This is a genomic window from Stenotrophomonas sp. 3diitr2024 (assembly GCF_042136455.1).
GTDB classification, from domain to species: domain Bacteria; phylum Pseudomonadota; class Gammaproteobacteria; order Xanthomonadales; family Xanthomonadaceae; genus Stenotrophomonas; species Stenotrophomonas sepilia.
In genome coordinates, this window is record NZ_JBHHMJ010000177.1 from 1 (window position 1) to 1,985 (window position 1,985).

A 1,985-nucleotide genomic window follows, 5' to 3' on the forward strand; every position below is an offset into this window, starting at 1 on the left:
CGCCGCTCGGATTCGAGGCAGGCCGCCTTCCCAGCGGCCTGCCGACCTTCCGTGCGCCGCTGGACCTGACCACCACGATGGATGACGAACTGCGCAGCAGGCTGCTCGGCCTGCCGCTGTCGCGCCTGTGGCGGCCGTGGATCACCTGGAAGACGCGCTTCGTCGGTGCCACCAGCACCGAGTACACCCCGCTGCCGGCACACGTTGCCCCGGAGGCGCTGGCCGAGGACGTGACGCGTCACGCGATCGGCGATACCCGGCTGCTGGTGGTGAAGGACCTGGCAGTCGAATCACCGCTGCTGGACGACGCGGCCAACGCACACGGCGGCGCCTTCCTGCAGGCGCTGCTGGCACGCGGCTTCGTCGAACTGGAAGGCATGCCGCTGGCCTGGGTGGCGATCGATTTCGATTCGCTCGACGACTATCTCGGCCGCCTGTCATCCTCGCGCCGCAAGAACATCCGTCGCAAGTTGCGTTCGCGCGATGACCTGCAGATCGACTGCATCGCCACCGGCAACCCGGCCCTGGCCGACCCGCAACTGCAGGCCGAACTGTACGCGCTGTACCTGGACGTATACGCGCAGAGCGCGGTGCATTTCGACCAGCTCGACCTGCCCTATTTCCAGTACCTGCTGGCCGACAGCCAGGGCCAGGGACGGATGTTCCTGTACCGCCACCAGGGCCGGTTGATCGGCTGGAACCTGTGCTACGTGCATGCCGGCAAGCTGGTGGACAAGTACATCGGCCTGGCCTATCCGCAGTCGCGCGAGCACAACCTGTACGCGGTCAGCTGGATGCACAACCTCGAGTACGCGCTGCGGCACGGCCTGAGCCACTACGTGGCCGGCTGGACCGACTCGCGCATCAAGGCCGAACTGGGTGCGCGCTTCACCTCCACCCGGCACGCGATCCACGCACGCTCCCCGCTGCTGCGCGCTGCGCTGCGCAGGCTGGCACCCTATCTGCAGGGCGAACCTGATGGAGGCGGTTGAATGATGCCTTTGCGTTCCCCGCTGATCCTGGACCTGGACGGTGGCGTGCTGCCGCTGCCACAGGCGCAGACCCTGGCCCTGCCGCAGTGGCATGACCCGCTGCGCTTTGCCTGCAGCAATGCCACCCTGGACCGTTTCGCCGCTGACGTGCTGGCACCACTGCCGGCCCAGCTCGGAACCGTCATGCTCGGCAGTGGCGACTTCCACCACCTCAGCCTGCCACTGCTGCGCCGCATGCGCGGGCAGGCCCCGTTCCAACTGGTGGTGCTGGACAACCATCCGGACAACATGCGGTTCCCGCTCGGCATGCACTGCGGCTCGTGGGTGAACGCCGCCAGCAAGCTGCCGCAGATCTCGCACGTCCATGTGCTCGGCATCACTTCCAGCGATATCGGCCTCGGTCATGCCTGGGAGAACCACTGGCGACCGCTGATGGGTGGACGCCTGACGTACTGGTGCATGGACGTGGATGTGGGCTGGGGCCACCGCCTCGGCATGGGCCGTGCGTTCCGACGCTTCGAGCACCCGGAAGCACTGGTCGCCGCGTTCGCCGCCGAGCAGGCCGCATCCCCACAGCCGACCTACCTGTCGATCGACAAGGATGTATTCGCCGAGGACGTTGCGCGCAGCAACTGGGACCAGGGCCGCTTCCAGCTGGAACACGCACTGGTGGTGATCGAAGCACTGCGCGCCGGTGGCCTGGTCGGCAGTGACATCACCGGCGAAGTTTCGCTGGCCAACTACCAGAGCCGCTTCAAGCGCTGGCTGTCGTCGCTGGATGGCCAGCCGGACGTCAGCGCCGATGATCTTCCTGCCTGGCAGGCCCGGCACCAGCAGGTGAACCGCGAACTGCTGGCGGCAATCGCCGCCGCTCCGACGGCCTGCTGACCGCGTCGGCAATGCCGGGCGTTGGCCGGCGTGGCTTCGGTAGTGCCGGCCGCTGGCCGGCAACCTCATTGTTCCCGGGCTCACGGGAATGCCGGCCAGCGGCCG

At 67.7% G+C, this 1,985-nt stretch carries 2 protein-coding genes; both read left to right on the plus strand.

Annotated features, from left to right (window positions below; all coding sequences use genetic code 11):
- A partial coding sequence (locus ABGA94_RS04220; RefSeq protein ID WP_375366483.1) for a GNAT family N-acetyltransferase occupies positions 1 to 992 on the plus strand: 992 nt, incomplete at its 5' end.
- Positions 993 to 995: 3 nt separating this feature from the next.
- Complete coding sequence (locus ABGA94_RS04225; protein WP_111127953.1) at positions 996 to 1,880, plus strand: hypothetical protein; 885 nt, start codon at positions 996 to 998, stop codon at positions 1,878 to 1,880.
- The last annotated feature ends 105 nt before the right edge of the window (positions 1,881 to 1,985 follow it).

Coding starts and splice junctions, on each gene's coding strand:
- ABGA94_RS04225 (WP_111127953.1), top strand. CDS start 996: ATGCCTTTGCGTTCCCCGCTGATCCTGGACCTGGACGGTGGCGTGCTG.